Raw genomic sequence first — 22,168 nt, 5'->3', positions numbered from 1 at the left:
GTCACGGTCCTGGGCTCAGCCCTTGACCGTGAACTCCCCCCGCAGCAGCGCCTCGTCGCGGGACGACGGGCCCACCAGCAGGTCGAAGCGGCCCGGCTCCACGATGCGGCGGCCCGCCGCGTCCACGAGCGTGCAGTCGGCGGCCGGAAGCTCGAAGAGGACCTCGCGCGACTGCCCGGGGGCCAGCTCCACCTGGCGGTAGGCCTTCAGCTCCTTCTCCGCCCAGGTCACCGAGGTCACCGTGTCGCTCACGTACACCTGCACCGTCTCCAGCGCGGGCCGCGCACCGGTGTTGGTCACCGTGACCCGGGCCCGTACGGTCTCCGACTCGTCGACCACCGCCGTCAGCACCTCCAGGTCCGTGTAGGCGACCGTCGAGTAGCTCAGCCCCTCACCGAACGCGAACGCCGGGCGCTGGGTGAGGTCCGCGTAGCGCGTGCCGTGCTGGCCGCGCACCTGGTTGTAGTACGTCGGCTGCTGGCCCGCGTGCCGGGCGAAGGACAGCGGCAGCCGACCGGTCGGCTCGACCAGCCCGAGGAGCAGTTCGGCCACGGCCCGACCGCCGAGCATGCCCGGGTTGGCCGCGTACACGATCGCCGCCGCGCCGAGCGCGGACGGCGGCAGCACCAGCGGCTTGGAGCTGATGACCACCACGACGAGCGGCTTGCCCGTCGCGGCCAGCGCGTCCAGCAACGCGACCTGGTCGCCCACGAGTTCGAGGGTGGCGGTCGACTTGCCCTCGCCGATCAGCTCGATCCGGTCGCCGACGACGGCCACCACATGGTCGGCGGCCTCGGCGGCGGCGACGGCCTCGGCGATCAACTCCGCGTCGGGGGCGGCCGGGTGGACGACCTCCGGGCGGGGCTGGCCGTCCGGGAAGAACTCCCCCTCCGGATCGGGCCCGACATCCAGGATCCGGGCGCCGGGCGCGTACGAGACGGTCCAGTCGGCGGGCACCCGGTCGCGGAAGCCGTCGAGGACCGTACGGATCATGGCGCGCGGCTGGCCGTCCGGCAGCCAGTCGGCCTGCCCGGAGGAGCCCGCCCAGTCGCCCAACTGGGTCTGCGCGTCATCGGCGTTGGGGCCGATGACCGCCACCGTACGGGGACCGGGCCCGGTGGCCCTCCCCTCCCCTTCGGCCGTCAGGCCGCCCGCGAACGGCAGCGTGCCGTCGTTCGTCAGCAGAACCAGCGAGCGGCGGGCCGCCTCCAGGTTCAGCTCGGCGTGCGCCGCACTGCCGATGAACTCGGCCTGCCGGCCGGCGTCGGGGTGGCGCGGGTTCTCGAAGAGGCCCAGCTCGAACTTGAGCGTCAGGATGCGGCGTACGGCGGCGTCGATCTCCGTCTCCGACAACTCGCCCTGGGCGACCGCCTCCTGGGCCCCCTCGAAGAAGTTCGACGTGGTCATCACCATGTCGTTGCCCGCGCGGACCGCCGCCGCCGAGGCCTGCGCGTAGTCGGCGTAGACCTTCTGCTCCCACACCATGCGGCCGACGTTGTCCCAGTCGGTGACCAGCGTCCCGGTGTAGCCCCACTCGCCGCGCAGCACCTCGTTGAGCAGCCAGTTGTTCACGGTGATCGGCACGCCGTCCATCGACTGGTAGCCGAGCATGAACGTACGGCAGCCCTCCTTGGCGACCCGCTCGAACGGCGGCAGGAACCAGGAGCGCAGCTTGCGCCGTGAGATGTCCGCCTCGCTGGCGTCCCGGCCGCCCTGGGTCTCGGAGTACCCGGCGAAGTGCTTGGCGCAGGCCAGGATCGCGGTCGGGTCGTCGAGGCCGTCGCCCTGGTAGCCGCGCACCATCGCGGAGGCCAGCTCGCCGATCAGGAGCGGGTCCTCGCCGAAGGTCTCGCTCACCCGGCCCCACCGCAGGTCCCGGGTGATGCAGAGCACCGGCGAGAACGTCCAGTGCACCCCGGTCGCCGCGACCTCGACCGCCGTCGCCCGCGCGATCCGCTCCACCAGCTCCGGGTCCCAGGTGGCGGCCATCCCGAGCTGCGTCGGGTAGATCGTGGCGCCCTCCCAGAAGGAGTGCCCGTGGATGCAGTCCTCGGCGACGAGCAGCGGGATGCGCAGCCGGGTCTTGGCGGTGAGCGCGGCGGCCTCGCGCACCCGGTCCGGCGAGGCGTGCAGGATCGAGCCGGCGTGCAGGTCCTCGACGAGGTGCCGCACCCCCTCCTTCGCGTTGAGCTGGAGCATCTGGCCGACCTTCTCGGGCAGCGTCATGCGCCCCAGGAGGTCGGCGACCCGTTCCCCGACGGGCAGCTCGGGGTCGAGATACGGCGACTTGAGACCCACAGGACTTCCTTTCACGACGGCCACGACAGCCATGACGGCACTCCGCAGTACCGTACGCTCAATCCCGACCGCTTGGTAAGTATTCGCCCCTGTGAGAATCTGGGGCGGAACGAGAAAGGCGTCCGATGACAACGGGTGAATACGCGTGACCCCGGAAACCCGGCGCGGCTACGCCAAGGGCCGGGCCAAGCGGACCGAGATCCTCGACCAGGCGATGGCCCTGTTCGGCGAGGCCGGCTACCGGGGCGCTTCGCTGCGCGTCATCGCCACCCGCTGCGGCATCTCCCACCCGGGCCTCCTGCACCACTTCCCGACGAAGGAGGCCCTGCTCCTCGCCGTGCTCCAGCGCCGTGACGACGTGGACGACGAGTGGCTGTCCCTGGGCGTGACGCGGGGCATCGACCATCTGCGCCGGCTGACCGACCTCGCGGAGCTGAACGCCAAGCGGCGCGGGATCGTCGAGCTGTTCTCGGTGGTCGCGGCGGAGGCCACCGCCCCCGACCACCCGGCACACGCGTACTTCGAGGCCCGCTACCGTACGTCGGTCGCCAACACCGAACGCGCCTATCTCCAGGCCCGGCAGGCGGGCGAACTCCGGGACGACGTCGATCCGTCGGCGGCCGCGCAGCAGCTCATCGCGCTGATGGACGGCCTCCAGATCCAGTGGCTGATCAGCGACTGCGCGACGGACATGGCGGGAGTACTGCGGGCACACGTCCGGGCCCAACTGACCGTGCCGTTCTGACCCGGCCGACCCCTCCGACCTGCCTGACGCGCCTGCCCCCTCCGACCCGCCTGACCCGCCTGCCCCGGCCGACCCGGCTGACCCGGCTGACCCGGCTGACCCGGCCGAGAGAGGATGGGTCCGTGCCGACGCCATTGATGGGCCTGTTCCTGCTGCTCAGCGCGGCGGCTGCGGCCGCCTGCGCCCTGGTGCTCGTTCTCCTGCTGAAGCACCCGCCCCGTTCCCCGGCCAGGATCTGCGCGGTCGCCGCCCTGCTCTGCGGCTTCGCGGCCACGGCCGTGTACTGCGCCGGCTGGTTCTCCGTCACCCTCGGAGGGCCGTTCCCCGCACTGTGCGAGGACAGGAACATGTCCGGTGCCCCACTGGTGGGCCTGGAGCAGGAGTTCTGGCCCCTGCGCAACGCCTGCCTCTACGCCGACGGCTCGACGGTGGAGCACCTTCCCCCGTCGGTCAGCGTGCTCCTGCGTACGGCGGCCGGTCTCGCCGTCGCCCTGGCCTGCGCCGCCGCGTTCCTCAGCCGAAGGCGACGCCCAGGAGGAACGGGGCGAGGGTCAGTGTCACCGCCAGCGACCAGTACGGGTACGGGGACGCCGCAGCGATCAGCCGGCGCCGCATCCACAGGTTGAGCAGGGTCCAGAGACCTCCGAAGCAGGCCACCACCGGCACGACGATGACCAGCCACAGCAGCATCCCGTCGTCCTCGTTCGGATCCCGCCGGGTCCACCCCAGCTCCGCCAGGGGCCCGTTGGACAGGACGTACCAGATCAGGAAGACCGGCACCACGGCCGGAATCCCGAGCAACAGGTTCGCCACCACCGGGACGAAGGACTTCCACAGCCTCGTACGCTCCACAGGTTCTCCCCGACCCGGTCGGCCCCGGCCCCTCAGGGGGTCACCCGCTCGACCCCGCGGCGGTCCGCGATCCGGGCCATGGTCAGGCAGTACAGCGGGGCGAAGAGCAGCTCGATCACCATGGCCTGCCAGGGCGCGTCGGCCGCGGTCTCCGTGCTGGCCAGCTCACCGAAGCCGGCCGCCAGGCCGAAGGCCAGCAGGTTGTTCGCGACGTGCATGACGATCACGGCTTCGAGACCGCCGGTACGGATCACCAGCCAGCCCCACCACAGCGCCGAGTACAACAGCAGCAGGAAGCCGGAGAGTTCGCCGAACCCGTGGGCCAGGGCGAACAGCAGGGATGCGATCACGATCGCGGGCCACGGTGTCCGCACGGCCCGGCCGATCACCTGGACCAGCCAGCCCCGGAAGACGTACTCCTCGGCGGCGGCCTGGAACGGGACGAGCGCCAGCACCACGGCCAGGCTCAGCAGAAAGACGGGCCACCCCGGGAAGCCGGTCCCCGTCTCCCCGAGCGGCTCGTCGTTCCAGGTCCACGCGATCAGCAGGCCGATCTGCACGATCATCAGCGGAAACGCCACGGCGGCGCACCGGAGGAGCCAGCCCCAGCGGATCCGCCCGACGACGGAGGAGACGGTTCCGGCGGGGCGGCGGCCCAGCAGCCGGACGGCCAGCAGGACGATGGGGATGCCGATCGCGATGCCGAGGAGCTGGACGACGAGATCGGCGACCGGGTCCTCGAAGAAGAGTTCGCTGTCCGCCGATTCGGGCCCCGCGTCCAGCAGCTCCGCGACGACGAACCCGGCGATGCTGACGACCAGGATGCCCACCACGACCAGCGCCACGACGACCGCCAGCTCGCCGAGCCAGCCGAACCGTCCGCCCTGCCCGTTGCGCCCCTGCTCGTCGTAGCGGGAGCCGGCGGGCGCGCGCACCGGACCGGAAGGCGGGCGGCTCCACTCCGGGGGCCTGTCCCAGCCCTGCCCGCCCGGCACTCCCTGCCCACCCGGCACGCCCGGCCATGCCTGCCCTGCCGGCCCGCCCGGCCAGGCCGGTGCGGGCGGGTGCGACGGCTGGGCCCAGGGGGAGGGCGGCCCGTCCGTACGGGGCGGTTCGCCCGGAGATGAGGGCTCGGGCGGGGGCGGAGGCAGGTCAGAAGGGTGGCTCACACCAGCGATCCTCGGATGCCGCCCGCGTGCGGGTCAACGCCAGCCGTCCTCGCGGACCCGGGTCGCCAGGTCGATCTTGGTGTAGGTGGGCCGCCCCGTCTCCTGGTATTTGGCCTTCACGCGGTCCAGGTAGTACTTCGCCGTGTTCACCGTGATCCCGGCACGGCGGGCGGTCGCCTTCAACGTGAGCCCGGAGGCGTACCCCACCAGCACCTCGCGTTCCTGGGGAGAGAGCCGGGGGCGGGCAGAGCCCCGGTCGTAGGCCAGGGCGAAGGCCAGCTCCGGGGAGTGGGGGGTGCGCCCGGCCGCGATCTCGCCGACGGCTTCGACGAGGACGGACAGCTCGTGGTCCTTCGTGAGGAAGCCGTCGGCGCCGTCGGTGATGGCCGCGACGATCCGGTCGCGGTCCGCCACCACGCTGATCATCAGCACGCGGCTGCCGGCCGCCCGGAGGCGGCGGATGTTGTCGGCGGGCGGCCGGTCGTCCCGGAGCATGAGGTCCAGCAGGACGACGTCCGGCGGCTCCCAGGGGCCCGCGAGCAACTCGTCGACGGTGGCCGCGCACGCGACGAGGTCCAGCTCCTCGACTCCCGCGAACCACGAACGGATGCCGTCGCGCAGCATCCGGTCGTCGTCCACCACGGCGACGGTGATCACCCCGGCCATCTCAGCTCCACGCGGACGCCCTCGCCGGGGGCGCTGTCCACGAAGGCCCGGCCGCCCACGCCGCGCATCCGGGCGTACACGGAACGGTCGAGCCCGATCCCGCCGGTGGCCTGCCGGTCGGGACCGACCGGGCTCTCTGATCCGCCCGACGCCCTCGGTCCGGCGGCTCCGCCCGCATCGCCCGGTCCGGCGGGTCCACCCGCTCCTTCCGGCCCGGCGGGTCCGGTGTCGAAACCCCGGCCTCGGTCGACCACGGTGACGATCAGCCGGCCGGAGTCACCGGCGGCGGTCAGGAAGGCGTGCCCCGTACCGGCGTGGCACCGCACGTTGTTGAGGGCCTCGGTCGTGGCCCGTGCCATGGCCAGCGCTATCTCGCCGGGCACGGCGGGCGGCTCGTGGTAGCGGGCGGTCACCCGCAGCCCCAGCGCTTCGGCGGCGCGTACGGACTCCTCGAGCGCGGCCCGCACCTCGGAGGCCGGCTCACGGTCGTCCGCCTGCTCGACCAGCCTCCTGAGGTACGCGGCCTCCCGCGCGCAACGCTCGCGCATCATCGAGGTGTTGGCGTCGACGCCGCCGCGGGCGATGGCCGTCAGCGTGGCGAGGACGGTGTCGTGCAGGGCGTTGTGATGGGCGACGCGCTCCGCGAACCTGGCCCGCTGCGCCTCCGCGGCCAGCGCCCGCCGGTTGGCCGAATCGACCTGCTCGCCCTGTCGGCAGAGGTACCAGGTGAGCACCCAGGACACGACGGCGGAGAAGACCAGGGCGTTCAGATGGGCGCCGGTCACGGCGGCGTCCGCCTCCACCATGAGGTACCCGGCGAGATGGGTGGCCACCAGGAGGGCCACGGCGACGGCGAGGAGGCGCGCTCCGAAGGCGACGGCGGCCATGGCCGAAGCCGATCCGCCCAGGAGCATGACCCAGGCGACCGACTCCTGGGTGCGGGCCCCGCCCCAGGCGTACGCGCCGAAGGGCAGCAGGCAGCCGATCACCAGTACATCGAGTCCCACGACCCAGGGAACGAGCCGCCGGTGCCGGGCCGCCATGAACCAGATGAGCGCGGTGGACGCGATCGCGGCACTCAGAGCCAGCCACGGGAACAGGCGGTCGCGCTGGTGCTGCGCGACCACGACACCCCCCGCGACCAGGTGGCTGCCGCGATACAGCGCGGTGGCGATGACCATGGTCTTCCGGGCCCGGTGCAGCCCGGTTTCGGTTCTGTCGATCCGACGGCCCCCCTTGATCGCAACCCCCCAGAACGGGTGGTGCACCGGCCCCTCGGCACACCGCTAACGTCACCCGTGGCGATCGGGGGATCGCCCGCGGCCACGATAGGCAGAGGTGGCCGAGGACGGTCCGCGATTCCCGGACAACTCGGCAGATCTTTCGACGCGCCCTGGCTGAAACGCATATGACGATGCGTCATCCGTGGCCATCACCACTTCCGCACCGCGCACCGGCTCCGCCCGGACCGTCAGGGTCCCGCCACCACACCGCACCGGCAAGGAAGGATCGCCCGTGAGCACCGACCGCGACGAACACGACAGCGGCAGCTTCTTCGCGCTGGACACCGGCCTGCTGCCCGGCATCGTCGAAGGGGTGCTGCACCGGCGCGGTGCGACGCGATGGGCGGTCGAGCAGGGGGAGTTCTGGTGCTCGGTCCGGCCGCGCGGCCACCGGAGCGGCGAGCAGGGCTGGAAGCTGCACCTGTCGGCCACACCGCTGTCCGCGGCTCTGGTCCTGGCGGTGGCGGCCGACGTCCTGGTCGAGGAACGGGCCTCGTTCAAGTTCGCGGGGGCCCTGGACCGGGTCGCGCTGCTGACGGGCGGGCGTGCCGACCGCGGCGGCGGCGGCAAGTTCATCACGGTCTACCCCGACGACCCGGAGCTGTTCCGCCGGCTGGCCCGGCGGCTGCACGCGGCGACGCTGGGACTGCGCGGCCCCCGCATCCTCTCGGACCGGCCGTACGCCCCGGGCAGCCTCGTCCACTACCGCTACGGGGTGTTCGGCGGGGTGCGGACGACGACGAACGACGGGGACACGGACGTACGGCTGCGCAACCCCGGCGGCGGGCTGGAGAAGGACCGGCGTCAGGCCTGGGTCACCACCCCCGCGTGGGCGCCACCGCCGTTCCCGGAACCGGCGGCTTCCCCGACGACCACGCCGGGCCCGTCGCGGGAGCAGGAGCAGGAGCAGGGGCAGGGGCAGGGGCAGGGGCAGGGGCAGGGGCAGGAGCCGGCCGGACCGCGGAAGCGGACACCGACGCGGGCACCGGGGAGGAAGTCCGTCCGCCTCAACGGCCGTTACGTGGTCGCCAAGGCGATCCGGCACGCCTTCAAGGGCGGGGTGTATCTCGCGACCGACGAGACCACCGGCCGGCAGGTCGTGGTGAAGGAGGCCCGGGCCCACGTGGGCGTCCGCATGGACGGCACCGACCTCCAGGACACCCTGCGCCACGAGGCCGAGACGCTGGAGGCGCTGGAGCCGCTGGGCTTCACCCCGGCCGCGATCGAGTTGTTCGCCCAGGGCGGCAACCTCTTCCTGGCCCAGGAGTTCGTGCCGGGGCGGACGCTGCGCGACCGGCTGGTGGAGCGCCCGGTGCGGGACCTCGCGGAGTTCCTGGCCCTGGGCCGGCAGATCGTGGACATCGTGGCGGCCGTCCACGGCACCGGGCGGGTGCTGCGCGACCTCTCGCCGAACAACCTCATGGTCACGCCGGAAGGCCGGGTCCGGCTCATCGACGTCGAGTACCTGGCCCCCGAGGGCGTCCCGGTCCGCCGCGGGTACACCCCCGGCTATGTCGGCCCCGAGGTGTCCTCGCTGCGGGACTACGACTTCACGGCTCCCACGTACGCGGGCGATCTCTACGGCCTCGGCGCGGTGCTGCTCCACCTGGCGACGGGTGTCGACATGCTCCTGGTCCCCGACGACCGCCCGATCGGCGACCGTACGCAGGCCCTGATCACGGCGGCGATCGCCGATCACCCCTGGGCCGCACCGCTTCTGCCCCTGCTCCTCGCCCTCTGCGCCCCGCTCCCCGAGGAACGCTGGGAGCTGCCCCACGTACGGAAGGCTCTCGCGGAGCTGCCCGGAACCGGCCACCGGTCCACCGGCGGAGGGAGCGGAGAGACCGGCGGAACCCGGGTGACGGGCACGGGCGCCACCGGTGGGGGCGGCGTTCCGGCCCTGTCCGGCGAGGAGCGCGAGCGGCTGATCGCCGATGGCATCGCGTACCTGCTCCGCACCGGTCCCGGCAGCGGCGGACACCTCTGGGACGTCAGCGCGTTCGGCGCGACCACCGACCCGCTGAACGTCCAGTACGGCTCGGCCGGCGTCCTCGCCGTGCTCACCCGGGCCGCGGCGGCGGGCGCGGGGCCCGACGTGCGGCACGGGGTGGCGGAGCTGACGGAGTGGACACGGCGGCGTCTCGCCGGTCTTCCCACCGGCCGGACACCCGACGGAACGCTCCTGCCCGGGCTGCACTTCGGCCGCTCCGGCACGGCCTGGGCGCTGCTGGACGCGGCCCTGCTGCTGGGCGACGAGGACGTCGCCGCGGAGGCGTCCGCGCTCGCGCGCGCGGTTCCCGTCGACTGGCCCAACCGGGACATCTGCCACGGGGCGGCGGGGGCCGGCATGACCCAACTGCACTTCTGGCGGACGACGGGTGATCCGGTCTTCCGCGACCGGGCGGTCGCCTGCGCCGACGCGATCATCGCGGCGGCCGAGGATCACCCCGCCGGGGTCATCTGGCCCGTCCCGGCCGCCTTCGACTCGAACCTCGCCGGAGCCCGCCACTACGGGTTCGCCCACGGCATCGCGGGGATCGGCGCGTTCCTGCTGGCCGCCGGGGTGGCGGCGGAACACGAGGGCCTCCTCTGGGCGGCCGGCCGGGCGGGCGACACCCTGGTGAAGCTGGCCCGGTTCGAGGCCGGCCGGGCGGTCTGGCCGGCCGGGGACCGGGACGCCGACGGGCCGGTGGGGCAGACGCACTGGTGCAGCGGCTCCTCGGGCATCGGCACGTTCCTGGTCCGGCTCTGGGCCCGGACCGGCGACGAACGCCACCGGGAGGCGGCCGTACACGCGGCGACCGGAGTACGGGAGGCCATGTGGCTCTCCTCCCCCGCCGCCTGCCACGGGCTCGCCGGGAACGCGGAGTTCCTGCTCGACATGTCCGCCGCGCTCGACGACCCCCGGTACCGCGACCAGGCCGGGGAGCTGGCCGCGTGCATCCACACCCGTGCCGTACGACGCGACGGCCTGCTGGTGGTGCCCGACGAGTCGCTGGAAGCGGTCACGGGCGGCTACCAGACCGGTGTCGCTGGAACGGTCGGCATGCTGCTGCGCCTGCGGGACGGGGGCCCGCGGCTCTGGATGCCGGACACCCCGGAACTCTTCGCGCCCGCCGGCCGGCACCCGCGTACCGCGGTGGGGGTGCGATGAACCGGCGGCCGGAGCGCATCAGCTTCCGCTTCTCGGCGCGGTCCCGGTTCGCCGCCTGTCTGGTGGCCACGGCCGACGGCGCGCTGGCCCCGGGGTGGTGGGACCTCGACGGCACGCACTCTCCGTACGCCGGTGACCCGCCCCGCTACCGGGAGGGCGCCCCGGCGGAGACCACCGCCACCCAGGTGCTGCCGACCGAGGACGGCGGGCTGCTGCGGCTGCGGAGCACGGCGGGCTCCGGCCGCCACCTGCTCCTGCTGTCCCGCCCCGCGCCCGCCTCGGCCACGGCCGCCGGGACTGCGCTCGCCGGGCCCCGGGTGCCGTACCCGACCGGGCCCGAGCCCAAGGACCCTTCCCGGGCCGAGGAGTTGGTCGTCGAGGCGCGGGGCCTGCGCCTGGTGCCCGGCGGGCCGCCCGGCACGCTCGCGCTGGCGGTGGAGACCGCCCACGACGGCCGTACCCGCGTCCGGCGGGTCCGTTCCACGCCACTGCGGCTGAGCGATCCCGTGATCCTGCCGGGCCGGGTCACCGCCCTCCTGCCGCTGGACGGAACGGGCCACCGCTACGCCACGGACCTCGAAGGGCCGGACGGATACCGCCCCGTCTCCCTCGACCTGCGCGACGGGACGTGGCACGCTCTCCCGTCGCCGGCGAACGGCCGCATCCACCGGCTGCTGCTCTCGGCGCCTGCCTCGGGGCTGCTGCTGACGGCGAGCGATCCCGGCGACGGGCGGCTGCGCATCGCCCACACCACCCTCGGCGACCGGACCCGGCTCACCTTCCCGGACCGGCTCAACTCCCTGGACGGCGCGGTCCTTCCGCTGGCCGCCGACCCGGCGGGTGAGCGGGTGGCACTGCGGGTCTCCCGGGGCGCGCGGGCCCGTCTCTTCCTGTACGACGTCGGGGCGGACCGGCCCCGGCCCGCCGCACTGCCGCCGGGCGCGTTCCACCCCGTCGCGGGCTGGAGCGAGGGCGGACTGCGCGTCGTGTACGCGACCCCGGACCGTCCCGCCGACCTGGTCACCGTCCCGGACACTGCCGCGCACCCCGACCCCGCCTCGTGCGACGCCCCGTCCAGCAGCCTCGGAGTACCCTCCAACACCCCTGACGCAGCCGGGACTTCGCACGACCCGACCGAGTGGTTCGCCACCCCGTCCGGGCGGTTCGAGGCCGTCGTCCTGGGCGACCGGCGCACCGCGCCCACCGTCGTCGTCGCGCTGCACGGCGGCCCGGAGGACCACTGGACGCTCGGCCACGACCCGATGCTCGCGCGCCTGTCGGAAGCCGGGGCGGCGGTGGTGGCCCCCAACCAGCGCGGCAGCACCGGCTACGGCCGGGCCCACGCGGAGGCGATCCACGGCGCCTGGGGCGTGCCCGACCTCGCGGACATCCGCTCCCTGGTCCGTACGCTCACGGAGCAGCGCCCGCCGGACGCCGAACCGCCCGTGCTCCTCGGCATCAGTTACGGGGGCTTCCTCGCCCTGCTGGCCGTGTGCGCCGACCCGTACGCCTGGGCACGCTGCGCGGTGATCGCCCCGTTCCTGTCCGCGCGCGGACTGCGCGAGCGGTCGTCGCCCGCCGTGCGCGCGCTGATCGACCGGCACGGCCTGGGCGAGCCGCCGGACGACGACCTCGGCCCCCGGGACGTCGAACGCCTCGCCCACCGCATCCGCGTACCGCTGCTCGCCCTGCACGGCTGCGACGACCCCGTCGTGCCGGTGGACGAGACGCGCCGGCTGCGCCGGTCGCTGGCGAGAGCGGGCGGCCCGCAGCGCGCACCCCACGACTGCCTCGACATCGCGGGAGCGGGCCACCACCCGCTCCAGGAGCGGGGCGGCGCCGGACTCACCGACCGGCTGGTGAGCTTCCTGACGGCCCGGGTCCCGGACCGCCGCCGCACCCTCGCACCCCCTGAACTCACGGTCGCCGACGCGGCCGTGCGACACCGCCGGTCCTCGGCGGTGTTCGGGCACATCACTCACGACGAAAGGACACCACCATGATCGACAACACCATGACCGTCGACGTCGACGAGCTGCAGACCCTGGAGGGCGAGGAGTCCGTCGCACTGGCCGGCTGCACCCGGACGTGTACCTGGACCTGCTCCATCACCAGCATCGAGCAGCAGTAGCAGCCGTGCGCCGGACGGGCCCCTCCCGGGCCTGTCCGGCGCATGCCGTGTCTCCCGTACGCACGACCCACCGCGATCCGTGCCCGTCACCCGTGCCCGTCCGCCCCCGCGGGAGCCACGGACGGCCGGAAGGAGTTCGATGACGTCTCCCCGGCGCCTGGTGTGGGACGCGACCGCCCGGACGCGTGGCTGGTTCGTCCTCGCCTCCGCCACAGCCGTCCTGGGGTCGGCCGGCACGCTGGCGTTCCCCTGGGCCATGGCGCGGGCCCTGGACGCGGTCGTCGCCCGGCGGTCCGTCACCGGCCCCGTACTCGTGTGCGCCGCGCTCCTCGCTCTCGTCGTCACCACCGGGGCCCTCCAGACCCTCGCCAACGGGGGGTACGGCTCGGGCACGGTGGCCGCCCTCCGCCGGTCCCTGGCCCGGCGCGCCCTGGACGCCGGGGTGCCGGGGACGGCGGACTTTCCCGCCGGGGACCTCGCGGGGCGGCTCTCCGCGGGGTGCGCGCAGGCAGGCTCGGCCGGGGTCACGCTGGTCACCGCTTCGACGGCGGTGCTCACCTCGCTCGGCGGGGTGGTCGCGCTGTGGCTGCTCGACTGGCGGATCGGGCTCTGCTTCTCGCTGGGCGTACCGCCGTTGGCGCTCATCGCCCGGATGTTCATGAACCGCGGCTCGGGGCTGTTCCTCCGGTACCAGGAGACCCAGGGGAGGATCTCCGCCCTGCTGCTGGAGGCGCTCGGCGGGGCCCGGACCATCGGCGCGAGCGGCACGGCGGCGGCCGAGACGCGCCGAGTACTGGATCCCCTCCCGGAGCTGTCCCGCACCGGGCACCGCGTCTGGGCGCTCCAGCGGGACACCGGATGGCAGGTGGGCCTGCTGATCCCGGCCGTGGAGGTGCTGGTGCTCTGTGCCGGAGGTCTCGCCCTGCTCCACGGTGACATCAGTGCGGGAGAACTCGCCGCGGTCGTCGGCTACACGGCGCTCGCGATGGCCGCACTGGACCAGCTCGACGCCCTCTTCGCGCTCGGCATGTCGGCCGCCGGTGCGCGCCGGGTCGCCGAGGTCGTCGACCAGCCGGTCCCGGTCCCCGGCACCCGCGTGCGCCCGGCGGGCGGCTCCGGCACGGTGACCCTGTCGGGGGTGACGGTGCGTTCGGGCGCCCGGACCGTCCTGGACGCCGTGGACCTCGTCGTCCCGGCGGGCACGGCGCTCGCGGTGGTCGGCCGGTCCGGGGCGGGCAAGAGCACCCTGGCGGCGCTGATCGGGCGGCTGCGGGAGCCCGACGCGGGCCTGGTCGCCATCGACGGCGTACCGCTGCGGGAGCTGACCCCTCAGGCCCTGCGCGCCGCCGTCGGCCACGCCTTCGAGCGGCCCGCGCTGCTGGGTACGACGGTGGCCGGGATGATCGCCTTCGCCCGCCCGGACGCCTCCCGCGAGGAGGTGACGGCGGCTGCCGCGGCCGCCCGGGCGGACGACTTCATCGCCCGCCTCCCGCGCGGCTACGACACCCCGCTCACGGAGGCCCCGCTCTCCGGCGGAGAGGTCCAACGCCTGGGGCTCGCGCGGGCGTTGGTCCACGATCCGGCGGTGGTCGTACTGGACGACGCACTGTCGAGCCTGGACACCGCCACGGAGGCGCGGGTCGGCTCCGCGCTCGCCTCGGCCTGGTCGGGCCGCACCCGGGTGCTGATCGCCCACCGGGTGTCGACCGCCGCGCGGGCCGACCTGGTGGCCTGGCTGGAGGACGGCAGGGTCCGGGCGCTGGGACCGCACGCGGATCTGTGGCAACTCGACGACTACCGGGCCCTGTTCGCGGTGAGCACCGGCTCGGAGACCGCCCCGGACCGGGATACGGGGTCCGGGGCCGAAGCGTGGACCGGCCGGGACACGCCCCCGCACACGAACCCGCACACCCAGGAGCCGGTATGAGCGAGGCAGCCCCGCGCCCCATCGACCGGCACCTGTTCGCCGGGTTCCTGCGGCAGCACCGCGGGGCGGCGGTCGCGGTGGCGGGATGGTCCCTGCTGGAGGCGGTTCCGGCACTCGCCTCCGGGCTGCTCGTCGCCGCCGCCCTGGACCGGGGCTTCCTCGCGGGACGGCCCGCCGAAGGCTTCTTCTGGATCGGCCTGCTCGGGGCCGCGATGGTCTTCCGCGCCCTGATGACCCGGACCCTGACACCGTGGCTGGGGCGGATCGTGGAACCGCTGCGGGACGACCTGGTGACGGCGGTGGCCGCGGGGGCCGTGCAGCGCGCGGCGGCGGGGGCCCGGGACACGGCGGGCGCGGGCGTGGCCCGGCTGACGGTCCAGGTCGAGACCGTGCGGTCGCTGGTGTCCGCCCTGCTGCGCTCGGCCCGGCAGCTGGGCGTCTCCCTGGTGATGGCGTTCGTCGGCCTGGCCGCCCTGTCCGCCCCGGTGGCGGCGCTCACCCTGCCCCCGGTCCTGCTCACCCTGCTCCTCTGCGTCCCGCGCCTCCGCGTCCTCGCCCGCCGCCAGCGCCGCCAACTGCGGGCGGAGGAGCGCCTCACGGGGGTCGCGGGCGAGACCTTCGACGGCATCCGGGACGTCGTCGCGTGCGGTGCCCGGGACCGGGTGGCCGACGACCTGTCCGCCCGGATCACCGACCACCGGGACGCGGTCAGGGCGGTTGCCCGGACCGCGTCGGCCAACACCTTGCTGGTGTCGCTGGGCAGTCATCTACCCCTGCTGGTCCTGCTGTTGGCGTCCCCGCGGCTCCTGGACAGCGGTGCGCTGTCGGTGGGCGAACTGCTGGGCGCGACCAGCTACCTGGTCAGCGGAGTGGCTCCGGCCCTGCGCTCGCTCGTCGCCGTACTCGGCTCCTGGGGCGTGCAACTGGCGACCGTCATACGCCAGTTGAGCCGCTCGACACGTGAAGCGCGGCCCGGCCCCACGGGGGTTCTAGACGCGGCTCTCCCCCCGCGAACCCCGCAGTCCCCGCAGTCCCCGCGGACCCCGCGAACCCCGAGTTCCCCGGACCTGTCCCTGGTGAACGTCGTCTACGCGTACGGCCCGGGAGCGGCACCCGTCATCGACGGGCTCTCCCTCGACATCCCGGCCGGCTCACATCTGACGGTCGTCGGGCCGAGCGGTGCGGGGAAATCCACTCTCACCACGCTGCTGGCCGGGATGGCCGGGCCGGACAGCGGCCGGCTGACCCTGGGAGGCGTACCGGCGACGGAGGTCGACCGGGCCTGGCTCCACCGGGCGGTGACCCTGATCCCGCAGGAGGCGTACGTGTTCACCGGCACCGTGCGGGACAACCTGCGCTACCTGCGCCCACAGGCGCGGGACACCGACATCCTCGCGTCGGCGACGGCCGTGGGCGCCCGGCCCCTCGTGGACCGGCTCGGCGGCCTGGACGCGCCCGTCGGACTGGACGGACCCCCGCTCTCCTCCGGTGAACGGCAACTCGTGGCCCTGGCCCGCGCACATCTGTCCCCCGCGTCGATCGTGCTGCTGGACGAGGCGTGCTGCCACCTCGACCCGGCGGCCGAGGAGCGGGCCGAGCGGGCCTTCGCGGACCGGGGCACCACGCTCGTCGTGGTGGCGCACCGCATCAGCTCCGCGCTGCGCGCGCCGCGCGTCCTGGTGCTCGACGGCGCTCGCACGGCCGTCGGCACTCCCGCCCAACTCCTGGACAGCAGCCCGCTCTACGCGGATCTGGTGGGTCACTGGGTCTCCGCCGGGACTCCGTAGGCGTGTGGCAGACTGCGTCGACTGAATGGTCCACACCACGTGTATCTGGAGTTCGGTATGACGGCACAGGCGCCTCACCCCCCGATAGACACCAGCAAGCCCCACTCGGCGCGGGTCTACGACGCGCTGCTCGGCGGCAAGGACAACTACCCGGTGGACCAGCAGGTGGCCGAACTCCTGCCCGTCGAGGCGAAGATCGGCGCTCACCAGCAGCGCGCCTTCATGAACCGGGCGACGGCCTGGCTGGCGGGCGAGGGCGTGACGCAGTTCCTGGACATCGGTACGGGCATCCCCACCGAGCCGAACCTGCACCAGACGGCGCAGGAGATCCGCCCCTCGGCCCGGGTCGTCTACTGCGACAACGACCCCATCGTGCTGCGGCACGCGGAGGCGCTGCTGATCAGCCGGCCGGAGGGCGTCACGGACTACGTCCACGCCGACGTCCGCGAGCCCGCGATCATCCTCGACGCGGCCCGCGAGACCCTGGACTTCGACCGCCCGATCGCCCTGTCGCTCCTCGGCCTCCTCCACTTCCTCCCCGACGCCGAGGACCCGATCGGCATCATCCGTACGTTCACGGACGCCATGGCCCCCGGCAGCTACGTCGTGCTGTCCCACGGCGCGTCCGACGTGAACGCGGAGATCGGGCAGCAGAGCGAGGACGAGTACAAGAAGGGCGGCATCCAGCTGGCGCTGCGGAGCCGCAAGGAGTTCGAGCGGTTCTTCGAGGGCCTGGAGATCGCCGCCCCCGGCCTGGTGATGGCCCCGGAGTGGTTCAACGGCACCCCCGCGCCCGCCCAGGAGCACAGCGGCATATACGTGGCCGTGGCCCGGGTCCCGTAAGCGGCGAACGCCCCCGGGCGGCCGGAGAGCGGGACGCGACCGGCCCCACCATGTGCGCCGGGCGGCGGGTGACCGAATCGTTGCCGCCCCGCGTACAACCCCGTACGGCCCTCCCAGGTCCCACAGTCAGCCGCGAGAACCGAACCTCCGGCACGGACAAGAACAAGGGCGGGGCCGGCCATGGGCAGAGCGATGTGGAGAGCGGCGGTGGCCGGTGGGGCGGCGGCCGTGTTCACCGGGGTGGCGGCGCTGCCCGCCGGTGCGGCGGAGGGCGGGGTGGCCTTCTCCAGGGTCACGGTGAACGGCGGCAAGCCGATCGTGATCGGGGTCAAGGAGGAGGTCGAGGTGTACGCGACCTTCCGGATGACGACCAAGCTGAAGTACCACTCCGGGCCGATGGTGTTCCCCTACCGGGGCAAGGTGGGATCCAGCGAGACGCTGTGGAACTCCATCATCACCAGCGACTGCAGGGTCGTGGACAAGGCCAAGGGCATCTGCGACTTCGAGGAGTGGCTGACCATCGACCCGCGCCACTACGACTTCGGGAACGAGGACGCGGGCACCTGGAAGACCGCGGCCCAGGTGTACCTCCCCAAGGGCGCCGAGGACGTCGACGACAAGAAGCTCCCGCTGCAGGTCAAGCGGGCCACCCGGGTCACGGTCAACGCCGCGCCGGAGCCCGCGAGGAAGGGCGGCACGATCACCGTGACCGGGCGGGTCACCCGGGCGAACTGGAACACCCACACGTACCAGGGCTACGGCGGCCGCACGGTGAGCCTGCAGTTCAAGGCGGCGGGCTCCTCCGCGTACAAGACGGTCAAGAAGGTGAAGGCGAACAGCACCGGCGCGCTCAAGACCACGGTGAAGGCCACCACGTCCGGGACCTGGCGCTGGACGTACTTCGGCAACACCACCTCCGGCGCGAAGTCGTCGACCGGGGACCGGGTGTAGGTGCGGTAGGGCCGGTCCGACGGGCGTACGCGGCGCGGATGCGGCCTACGTGCAGATCGCGCCGGTCGCATACGGATGGCGGGGGGGGGAGGCCGCCCCGGCCCCAGGAGATCCTCGGCCCCCGCCAGCGGCATGCCGCGGTGAAGCGGACCGATTCGGCCGGTCCGGGCGAAGTCGACGAGGACGTTCATCAAGGTCACGACGGTGACTCTGGCACCTACCCGTCCCGGCACGCACCTTAAGAGCGCTCGAAACTGCGGACAGGCGTCCATGGTTGTCGAGCCCGTAGCGGGCGGTCAGGCGTCGGGGTCGACTTCGGGGTGCGTGAACCGCACGGGCCTGCCCAGCGACCGGGCATAGGCGATCTCGGCTCGGGTGCTGTCCCCGATGTAGTCGCCGACGACGAGCACCTCATCGGCGAGCCGGATCTTCGCCCGGTGCAGATCGTCGAGTCGAGCCTTCAACGCCTCGGCCTCGACAGGATCGGACCAGAGTTCGTGCGGCGACTTCATGTCACAGCCCGGCTTGACGACAATCCTGCCGTCTTTGGTCTCCCGCAGATCGGCCTCGTTCATCTCGGTCATGAAGCGCGTGGAGCCGCAGATCACGACGACACGCGGGAGACGCAACAGCTTCTTCGCTTCCGCGAGCTTCTCCTCGGGGGTGAGCGGATGCGGGTATGACACCGGTTCCTCCTGGTGGTGTGGCCCAAGGGGCGCCTGCGGAGGTCCGCACCCGGCGGGTGAGGGCCACGGTGGAGCGGCTGGTCGAGGCCGGCGCCACCGTGCTGCGGATCAAGGACGACCCGGACACCGGCTTCTACGCCGCCGCCATGAAGGACCCCGAGGGCAACGAATTCGACGTCGTGTGAGGGCCGTTCACTGCCGGCCGAGCCACGCGAAGAGAGGGTGGTTGGCGACGAAGTAGTGGGCGCTGACGTGGCCGCGCTCCTTGTCGAGGAGGGGCGGGGCCCCGTCGCGGTAGATGTGGCGGAGGTAGCGGCGGCGGATCGGCGCTCCTGCGATCAGCAGCACGGGTGAGGCGACGAGAACGGCCGACCAGATCAGGGCCTGCACGGCCCTGATTCTGGCTCTTTCGAATCTCTTCTCGTACCGCATGCCCTCAGTGTGCTGGTCCGCCGGGGCCGGCGTCTCGTGCGGCACCGTGCCGTCCTTCGTAGACTTCGCCGCGTCGTGGCCACGGGCACGACAGGCACGACAAGCTCGGCGGCACGGTGACGACAAGGGGGCACGCACATGGTCCGCATGAGCAGGGGTACGGACGGGGTGCTCGAACCGCGGCTGCGGCTCGGCGGCGTCGTGGCGCGCGGTGCTGCGTACGGCGGAATCGCCACGCTCGGCGTGGTCGTCACCGCCTTCGTCCTGCGGGAGCACGACGACCGTGTGGACCTGCTGGAGGCGACCACCTTCCTGGGGCTCCTGACCGGTACGGTCCTCCTGCTGACCGGACTGTTCTTCTGGGTGTGCGGCTCCGGGGAGGTCCTGCGGTGGCGTGACTTCTTCGCGACCGGCGGTCCCCATGAAGTGGTCTCCATCGCCGGACCGGCCCTGGTCCGCGCCGGTGTCGCCCTGCTGGTGCCGGTGCCGTTCGCCTTCGGTCTCGGCGAGCTCGTCGCGTCGGCGGCGTACGGCTCGTGGCTGTGGGGTGCCTGAGCCTGCCCCGTACGGCGCGGTGAAGGGCTCCACCCGGGGTGCGGGTGGAGCCCTTCGTTCTCACGGTGCGTACTGCCCCCGTACGGCTACTCCTGGGCGGTCCCTCGGCGTCGGCGCATCCACCACATCAGCGTTCCGCCGGCCACCGCGAGCGCGGCGGCGGCGCCCGCGATGAGGCCGACCGGGGCGCTGCTGCCGGTGTCGGCGAGGTCGCCGTCCGGGTCCGGCCTGTTGCCGGGCGGGGTCGGGGTGCCGTGGTCGCCGGGGGTGGTGGGGTCCGGGGCCGGGGACGACGGCGGGTCGGTCGGCTTGCCGGGGTCCGACGGGGTCGGCGTCGGGGTGGGGTCGCCGCCCGGGTCCTCGCCGCTTCCCTCGTCCGCGGGGCCCGCGCCGAGATAGACCGTGTCGAGGTCGCGGTACGAAGCGTCGTCGGACTTGCGGGAGTTGGTGACGGTGTTGCCCAGGTCCCGGTTCTCCGCCTCGAACTGGGCCTTCGGGATGTTCCGCTTCGGCTGCTTCGAGAAGTCGACGCCGCCGACTCCCTGGTTGTAGACCTTGCCGCCGTACTTCAGCTCGAACCACTCGATCCCCTTCTTGATCGAGTCCATGTAGCGGTTCCAGACCTGCTCACGGGTCCAGTCCTTGTTGGGGTCGCGCAGCGTCCACGGGGTCACGTCGTTGCTGTCGATGATCGCGCGGAAGTCCGTGGGCTTCTTGGCGTCCTGCTGCCGGATGTACTCGGCGGCGACGCGGGCGGTATACACGGCCCGCAGGTCGGCGTAGTCGCGGTCGGTGTTGACGCGCTCCTCCACGAGCGGCATCACGTTGGTGGCGATGGACCGCTCGATCGCCTTCTTCTCCGCGTCGGAGAGGTCCGTGCACTCGGTGGAGCCGGGAACGGTGTAGTCCACGTCGAGCCACTGGGCGCTGACCTTGAGGGGCGCGTCGAGGATGTGGATCCCGCCGTCCTCCTCACGGACCTGAGCCGGCTTGGGCTCGATCCACATCCGTACGCCCGGGAAGCACGGCATGCCGTTCCGGCGCGGCGCGGTGTCCCAGTACCGCTTGGCGCCCGGGTGCTTGTCGGGGTTCACGGCCTCGCTGAAGTCGTGCTTCATCTCCAGGTCGGCCTCCAGGAGTACGCGGCCGGCGTCGGTCCTGCCGAACTTCGCGTCCATCACCTTGTTCGGCTGGTCCGGGTTCAGGTTCACCCAGAACTTCTCGGGGGTGAGCGCCAGCCAGGTGAACAGGGCGTCGGAGGAGAGCTGCATCCGGACCTCGCCGCCGAAGCCGGGGTTGTTGTCCGGGTCGGGCATCTGGTCGGACTTCATGGAGTACGACATGCCCTTGCCCTTGCCGAGCCCGCCGACGTAACGGAGTTCGAGGGTGGTGAAGTCGACGCCGCCCGGGCCGCCCCTGGGGAGCGTGCCGCGCGGGTCGAGACGGTTGGCGTCGCGCTGGAAGCGCTTCGCCTCTTCGAGGGTCTTGCCGGAGGACAGGGCGCGCTCGTTGGCGGGGCCCCGGGTGCCGCAGGTGTTGGCGCCGGCGGCCATCGTGCTGGTGCCGGTCTGGCAGGCGGGGGCGAACCAGCGCTGATGGTCGGAGTAGCCGCGGATCGGGGTGGTCTTCGGGACCGGGTTGTACATCCGCTGGTTGCCCCGGACCTGGCCGGTCTTCCCGCCGCGCATGTTCCGTACGTCGCGTTCCAGGTCGGCGATGTGCTTGGCCTGGCCCGCGGTGAACTTCTTCGCCCCGGTGTAGCGGAAGGTGTGGTCCGACATCGACCGGGCGACGACGCGGTCGTTCGCGAGCTGCTTCGCCGTCAGCTTGGAGTTCGACTTGAACTCGTTGAACTCCTTCTTCGCCTTGTTGTAGGCGTCGTACCGGCGTTCGCCGACCTTCTCACCGTTCTGGTCGAACAGCTCGACGGACACCTCGCACAGCCAGTCCGGGCCGATGAGCTTGTAGTCGCGGACCAACTGCCGCTCGAAGCCCGATCCCTTGTGGTTGTTGACCTGGTTCCGGATGTACCGCTTGTCGAACCAGTGCGAGAAATTCAGGCCCTCTTTGTTCGCGAAATACCGGGCGTAGATCTCCATCGCACGGTCGGCGGGCTTCCCCGAGGCGTCGGCGATCTTCTTCCAGGCTGCGACGTTCTTCTCCGGATTCCCGGGCACCTGGGACAGCGCCTTGTTCTTCTCGGCGGCGGTCGGGGCCTTCAGCCCGTCGTACGCCTGGCCGGGAAGATCGAATTCGAAGTTCTTCGGGAGGGCGCGGTCCTTGTGGATCGGGCCGGTGAGGTTGTCGGGGAATCCGGAGTCCGCCGGGGTCTTCGCGGCGGGCGGCATTCCGTTCCTGGTGTCGCAGCGCTTCCCCGAGCCGGGCTTCAGCTTCGCCGATACGGGCGGCCCGGCCGCCCGGGCGGTCTCGATGGCGGGCAGACCGGTCACCGTGACAGCGGCTGCCAGGCCGAAGGCGGCTGCTAAGCGGGCCGCGAACCGCCACCTGGACGGTATTCGGAGCGAGTGGTTCAAGGCTTCGTCTTCCCTCTTGTGCGGGGCCCTGAGGGGTCGAGGGCGGCACGCCAGGCCCCCGTGACATGTACGCGCCGCCCGACCACCATAGGGCCCGCACGCCCTGCGGGAGGAAGAGTTTCAGGGCGTGTCGAAATAGCCCAACTATTTTGTTG

Annotated in this window: 17 protein-coding genes and 1 pseudogene; 10 read left to right on the top strand and 8 right to left on the bottom strand. The window is 72.9% G+C overall.

All coding sequences use genetic code 11. From position 1 onward, the window contains the following. Positions 1 to 15 precede the first annotated feature (15 nt). A complete protein-coding gene (locus tag ACSMXR_RS21260) occupies positions 16 to 2,298 on the bottom strand; it encodes an exo-beta-d-1,3/1,6-glucosidase (protein ID WP_473169671.1) in 2,283 nt (760 codons plus the stop codon). A 145-nt stretch (positions 2,299 to 2,443) separates the two neighbouring features. On the opposite strand from ACSMXR_RS21260, the gene ACSMXR_RS21255 reads away from it, so the two are divergent. Next, positions 2,444 to 3,043 (top strand): TetR/AcrR family transcriptional regulator, encoded by a 600-nt coding sequence (locus ACSMXR_RS21255; RefSeq protein ID WP_103512052.1) that lies wholly within the window; start codon positions 2,444 to 2,446, stop codon positions 3,041 to 3,043. Between the two features lie 513 nt (positions 3,044 to 3,556). Here the strand turns inward: ACSMXR_RS21255 and ACSMXR_RS21250 are convergent. The 4 genes from ACSMXR_RS21250 to ACSMXR_RS21235 all read right to left on the bottom strand — a co-directional run bounded on the left by ACSMXR_RS21250 (position 3,557) and on the right by ACSMXR_RS21235 (position 6,911). Beyond that, complete coding sequence (locus tag ACSMXR_RS21250; protein WP_473169670.1) at positions 3,557 to 3,895, bottom strand: hypothetical protein; 339 nt, start codon at positions 3,893 to 3,895, stop codon at positions 3,557 to 3,559. A 32-nt stretch (positions 3,896 to 3,927) separates the two neighbouring features. After that, positions 3,928 to 4,830: a CPBP family intramembrane glutamic endopeptidase gene (locus ACSMXR_RS21245; protein WP_137234823.1), complete on the bottom strand. Its 903-nt coding sequence runs from the start codon at positions 4,828 to 4,830 to the stop codon at positions 3,928 to 3,930. A 267-nt stretch (positions 4,831 to 5,097) separates the two neighbouring features. Next, positions 5,098 to 5,730, bottom strand: a complete 633-nt coding sequence (locus ACSMXR_RS21240; RefSeq protein ID WP_137234744.1) for a response regulator — start codon at positions 5,728 to 5,730, stop codon at positions 5,098 to 5,100. Then, the gene (locus ACSMXR_RS21235) at positions 5,718 to 6,911 is read right to left on the bottom strand and encodes a sensor histidine kinase (RefSeq protein WP_473169669.1); all 1,194 of its coding nucleotides are present in this window, start codon (positions 6,909 to 6,911) and stop codon (positions 5,718 to 5,720) included. The genes ACSMXR_RS21240 and ACSMXR_RS21235 overlap by 13 nt, the downstream gene beginning before the upstream one ends. 334 nt (positions 6,912 to 7,245) lie before the next feature. On the opposite strand from ACSMXR_RS21235, the gene lanL reads away from it, so the two are divergent. The 7 genes from lanL to ACSMXR_RS21200 all read left to right on the top strand — a co-directional run bounded on the left by lanL (position 7,246) and on the right by ACSMXR_RS21200 (position 17,806). Next, on the top strand, positions 7,246 to 10,167 hold the full coding sequence (gene lanL / locus ACSMXR_RS21230; RefSeq protein WP_473169668.1) for a class IV lanthionine synthetase LanL: 2,922 nt from the start codon (positions 7,246 to 7,248) through the stop codon (positions 10,165 to 10,167). Then, positions 10,164 to 12,170, top strand: coding sequence for an alpha/beta hydrolase family protein (locus ACSMXR_RS21225; RefSeq protein ID WP_473169667.1), 2,007 nt, complete (start codon positions 10,164 to 10,166; stop codon positions 12,168 to 12,170). Before lanL ends, ACSMXR_RS21225 begins: the two co-directional genes overlap by 4 nt. Further along, positions 12,167 to 12,298, top strand: coding sequence for an ALQxL family class IV lanthipeptide (locus tag ACSMXR_RS21220; RefSeq protein WP_189460106.1), 132 nt, complete (start codon positions 12,167 to 12,169; stop codon positions 12,296 to 12,298). The genes ACSMXR_RS21225 and ACSMXR_RS21220 overlap by 4 nt, the downstream gene beginning before the upstream one ends. 139 nt (positions 12,299 to 12,437) lie before the next feature. Further along, a complete protein-coding gene (locus ACSMXR_RS21215) occupies positions 12,438 to 14,225 on the top strand; it encodes an ABC transporter ATP-binding protein (protein ID WP_473169666.1) in 1,788 nt (595 codons plus the stop codon). Then, entirely contained in the window at positions 14,222 to 16,012 is a 1,791-nt protein-coding gene (locus ACSMXR_RS21210; protein ID WP_473169665.1) for an ABC transporter ATP-binding protein, read from the top strand. The genes ACSMXR_RS21215 and ACSMXR_RS21210 overlap by 4 nt, the downstream gene beginning before the upstream one ends. A 57-nt stretch (positions 16,013 to 16,069) precedes the next feature. Continuing rightward, a complete protein-coding gene (locus ACSMXR_RS21205) occupies positions 16,070 to 16,855 on the top strand; it encodes an SAM-dependent methyltransferase (protein WP_218525251.1) in 786 nt (261 codons plus the stop codon). A 180-nt stretch (positions 16,856 to 17,035) separates the two neighbouring features. After that, on the top strand, positions 17,036 to 17,806 hold the full coding sequence (locus ACSMXR_RS21200; protein WP_473169664.1) for a hypothetical protein: 771 nt from the start codon (positions 17,036 to 17,038) through the stop codon (positions 17,804 to 17,806). Positions 17,807 to 18,102: 296 nt separating this feature from the next. Here the strand turns inward: ACSMXR_RS21200 and ACSMXR_RS21195 are convergent, their stop codons facing one another. Continuing rightward, positions 18,103 to 18,492 carry a hypothetical protein gene (locus ACSMXR_RS21195; RefSeq protein ID WP_381790842.1) on the bottom strand — a complete coding sequence of 130 codons (390 nt, stop codon included), beginning with the start codon at positions 18,490 to 18,492 and terminating at the stop codon, positions 18,103 to 18,105. Between the two features lie 32 nt (positions 18,493 to 18,524). On the opposite strand from ACSMXR_RS21195, the pseudogene ACSMXR_RS21190 reads away from it, so the two are divergent. Continuing rightward, positions 18,525 to 18,677, top strand: a pseudogene (locus ACSMXR_RS21190) (VOC family protein); the annotation flags it as partial. A gap of 7 nt (positions 18,678 to 18,684) precedes the next feature. On the opposite strand, the gene ACSMXR_RS21185 reads toward ACSMXR_RS21190, so the two are convergent. Further along, the gene (locus ACSMXR_RS21185) at positions 18,685 to 18,882 is read right to left on the bottom strand and encodes a hypothetical protein (protein ID WP_240806062.1); all 198 of its coding nucleotides are present in this window, start codon (positions 18,880 to 18,882) and stop codon (positions 18,685 to 18,687) included. A gap of 189 nt (positions 18,883 to 19,071) precedes the next feature. Between ACSMXR_RS21185 and ACSMXR_RS21180 the strand changes: the two genes are divergently transcribed. Beyond that, positions 19,072 to 19,479, top strand: coding sequence for a DUF6336 family protein (locus ACSMXR_RS21180; protein ID WP_381790847.1), 408 nt, complete (start codon positions 19,072 to 19,074; stop codon positions 19,477 to 19,479). A gap of 86 nt (positions 19,480 to 19,565) precedes the next feature. Here ACSMXR_RS21180 and ACSMXR_RS21175 read toward each other — a convergent pair whose 3' ends face one another. Then, complete coding sequence (locus ACSMXR_RS21175) at positions 19,566 to 21,929, bottom strand: hypothetical protein (protein WP_473169663.1); 2,364 nt, start codon at positions 21,927 to 21,929, stop codon at positions 19,566 to 19,568. Between the last annotated feature and the right edge of the window lie 239 nt (positions 21,930 to 22,168).

This window comes from Streptomyces sp. DSM 106670, assembly GCF_055792845.1.
The sequence above is the reverse complement of the archived record's forward strand: the minus strand, read 5'-3'. Positions and strand labels throughout refer to the sequence as shown.